Genomic DNA, 3,663 nt, shown 5'->3' with positions numbered 1-3,663 from the left:
CCGGCCACGGCTAGCTGCGACCTCCTAGGCGCCTTCGCCTAGGCTCGGCGCAAGCCAGATAACCAGGGGCGCGGTAATGGGGGTCGTCGTGGCGGTTTGGCCGTGGCCACCCCCGGTCGCGATTAGACGCGGTGGCGGTGGCGTCCGCGCCGGCAGGATGTACGGTGGTCCTGCCGGACGCGGAGCGGGGTCGGATGGACTCGCGCCTTCACCGGGGCCTGATGCGGTGGGAAACGTTTGTGGGGCCGCGTTCGTGGTCCTTGTTGTTCTGCGTCGGGAAGCGGGACGGCGGCTGGAGGCCCTGCCTCTGGCTTGCGCCGAGCCTAGGCGAAGGCGCCTAGGAGGTCGCAGCTAGCCGTGGCCGGGGACGGGGCGAAGACTGTCCTTTTCAGGCTTCTCAGGAACCCTATTTGCACACAGAACACTAAAGTCAACTTCCTAGATTCTACAGTTTCGTCATCGAAATTCTATTGAAACTCTGGAAAATGGAAGGAGAATGGCTAATCGTCCTAGCCATCAGTCTCATCCTCACACCGAAGGCGTCCCAAAGGAGGGTTGGGTGGGTCGCCCCGTCCCCGGCCACGGCTAGCTGCGACCTCCTAGGCGCCTTCGCCTAGGCTCGGCGCAAGCCAGTCGCAGCCCCGCCACAGGGCCGTGGCCGGGGCGAAGAGTATCCTCGTGTGAAGGAAGGAGGAGGTGGCTTCACACGGACAGAGAACCCTGCAAACGGTGCAAGGCCAATCCGAAAGCCAAAGACACCCGGGAGCCGTCCCGCGGGCCCTCCGGGATAGAGATGGGCAACTCCACGTCCCACCTATGATAGTGACTCAGGAAAGTTCCTGGGTCCTTCCAACGAAAATGCCGACAGACCTCGTCCACCGGCACTCCCAACTCGTACGCCGAACTCGCCGAGAAAGAACGAATCATGCGCGCCTGCGCCTGACGCGGAGACGCGCCGAGGGGCGCTAAGAAACGCCGGAGAATGTGCGAGATAGTATCGACGTCCAGCGGCTCCCCGAACTTGTGACTGTCGAGACAGACGAACAGCGGGTGGAAAAGCACGCCACCCGGCGCCGGAACCGCGCGAATGCGCGTCCTTTGTACGTCGCTAACGACCTCGTGCCACCAGTCGACGATGGGAAACTCCGGCGTAGAGAAGAAGTGTAGCCACCGGGACACGACCGAACCCGACAGCTGCGACGACTTGTCGCGCAGGAAACGCAAACGAAGAACCCCGTGCTCCGCCGTCGCGAAGCGGGAATCCGAGCGCGCGACACGCGTCAAATCAACCGGCCTCGCCCCGAAGGCGATAGCCATAGCGACCAGCAGCCGATCGCGCCGCTCCAACGGAGAGCGCGAAGGCAAACGCAACACCGCTAACATCAAACGCGACACCGGCAGACCGGGAACCGCCTCGGAAGGCGGAGCCCGACCGGCGCGCACACCCTGACGGAAGATTTCGTCCAGAGTCGACAAAGGCGTCGACACGCCCAAAAGCCGTAGGGCCGCACCGAGCGCGCCCCACTCCTTGTCGATCGTCGCGGCCGCTAGGCCGCGCCGCTTCAGGTCCAACGCGAAGGCGGAGAATACGCCCGCCGGCACCGACGGGCGCCCCTGCAGCCACGCGCACCAGTCGCGCGGAACGAGTCCGGCGCCCACAGCGAAGGAAACAAAACGCGAGAAGGCGCGCGCCCACCGTGTCACGGTGGCGCGCGAACGCGAAGCCTCCAGCGTCGTGACGAACTCGCCCAGCGCGCTCGCGCCGGCGGGCGTCATCGACGCCGCCAACCGCAGAAGATCGCCACCTGCAGAGGGGGCTGCTTGAAGTGCGACGCCCGCAGGTACGGCACAACCGCGTCGCGAATCGTTAACGGTCGGAGCCTGTAGCTCGTCCACAGAGACCACCAAGGGGCCGATGGCCATACCGGCACTACTACCACGGCCTGAGCCCGCAGATCCAGCAGCCGGTGGAAAAGCACCGGGAGCAGCGACGGGGGCGGGAACGCGTAAACGCGCTCCCGCCGGAAATCCGCCCACAACCCGCTGCGCCGAAGGGCCCCCGGTACCGGGTACCTCGACGCGAAGCGGGGAAGCTGCGCGTTGTGCGGCTCCGCGAACGCGTCGATCGTGAGCGGCCCGTAACGCCGGTTGACCATCGCGAAGGCGCGACGGGACAGCGTCCAGTCCGCCGACGACAATCGGCGGCGGGAGAGCGCGTCGGCAACCGTGTTGCCGCTGCCCGCGAGATGCTCCGCAGACAGCATGAAGCCCGCCCGCCGAACCGCCGTCCAGAGCGGGCGGGCCAGCGCGGACATCGAATAGGACCGACCCGCGCCTTTGTTCACATAGAACAAGGCTGTCGTCGAGTCTGTCTGGACCCGCACGTGCAGGCCCCGGAGCGGGACCGTCCGCGCCAACGCGCGCACGGCCTGCGTCAACCCGAAGAGCTCGGTCTCGTTCGAGACCGCCTCCCGGAGCGCCGCCGGAAGCCGCCCGGAGGCGGTCCAGCCACGTAAGCGCGGGTAGCGGGGGGACTCCTGTACCACCGCTCCCCAACCCAACGCAGATGCGTCCGTGCGCAAAATCACGTCGGGTAGCGGCAGGCGTAGAAGCCTGCCGCCGCGTCGCGCCAAGTTGCGCGACCACCATCGCAGCTCGGCCACCGACCGGCTGCTCAGGAAAACCGGGTCCTGGTATCCGCAACCCGACCGGAGCGCTCGCGCCCGGTCCGCCTCGAGGGCCGAAGAGCGGAGGCGCGACTCGGCCACCGCGTCCGCCGCAGCCGACAACCTGCCCAGAAGACAGGCCAGGTCCCGTACGGAGATCGGCTCGCGCCGAAACTCCGCCAAGTTCGCCACGCGACGACACTCGCGTGAAATGCGACGCACCTTCTCCGGCGGAAGGTGCACCGTGAGATCGTCCGAGCGCAGCTCGAACCCGAGGAACACGCAAGAGCGGCTCGGAACGAGCGCCGACTTGCTGGGATGCAATAAGAATCCCAAGTCCGTAAGAGTCTCCGCGACGCGCTGCCCCGCCTGGCGACATGCGTCCGCCGACTCCCCGAAGATCAAGAGATCGTCGAGGTACGAACAAACCCGGACCCCCTCGCTGCGCAGACGCGCCAGCACCGGGGAGAGCAGGGAGTGGAACGCCCACGGGGCCGACGAGAGACCGAAGGGCAACACTTCGAAGCGGAAGAGCTGCCCGTCGAACCTGAAGCCCAGAAGCTTCCGCATCGCCGGATGAAGCGGAACGTGCCAGTAGGCGGATTTCAGGTCGATGCTGACCATGAAATCCCCGCGGCGCATCAGCGCGCGGACATCCCGCAGACCGCCGAGAGAGAACTTCGGCGCCACCACATATCGGTTCAGCGGCCGCAGGTCCAGGCAGGGCCTCCAGCCGCCGTCCCGCTTCCCGACGCAGAACAACAACGACTCGAAGCGAACCGCCGAACGGCCGCACTTCGAAATCGCTCCGCACGCGAGCATTTCCGCGACCTCGCGTCGCAGAACCGCCCGCTGCGCCTCGTCGGTAACCTCCCGGCGACAACGTCGCCGAGGAGGCGCCCGAACTAACGGGAACTTCAACCCGTCGCGAACGACCCGTGAGGACCACGAACGCGGCCCCACCAGCGTTTCCCACAGTGACAGGCGCCGGTGAAGG

Annotated in this window: 2 protein-coding genes; both read right to left on the bottom strand. The window is 66.6% G+C overall.

What is annotated here, in order from left to right; all coding sequences use genetic code 11:
* Positions 1–702: 702 nt before the first annotated feature.
* Positions 703–1,776 (bottom strand): hypothetical protein, encoded by a 1,074-nt coding sequence (locus tag Q8S60_RS10600; protein ID WP_305668512.1) that lies wholly within the window; start codon positions 1,774–1,776, stop codon positions 703–705.
* Positions 1,773–3,663 (bottom strand): reverse transcriptase domain-containing protein (locus Q8S60_RS10595; RefSeq protein WP_305668511.1); only part of this gene is annotated, 1,891 nt, incomplete at its 5' end. The genes Q8S60_RS10600 and Q8S60_RS10595, both read right to left, overlap by 4 nt.

The organism is Parvibaculum sp. (assembly GCF_030694575.1).
Taxonomy (GTDB): domain Bacteria; phylum Pseudomonadota; class Alphaproteobacteria; order Parvibaculales; family Parvibaculaceae; genus Parvibaculum.
The sequence above is the reverse complement of the archived record's forward strand: the minus strand, read 5'-3'. Positions and strand labels throughout refer to the sequence as shown.

Bases quoted from the DNA above. Each gene is read 5' to 3' on its own strand.
- Q8S60_RS10600 (WP_305668512.1), bottom strand. From the start codon at position 1,776: ATGACGCCCGCCGGCGCGAGCGCGCTGGGCGAGTTCGTCACGACGCTG.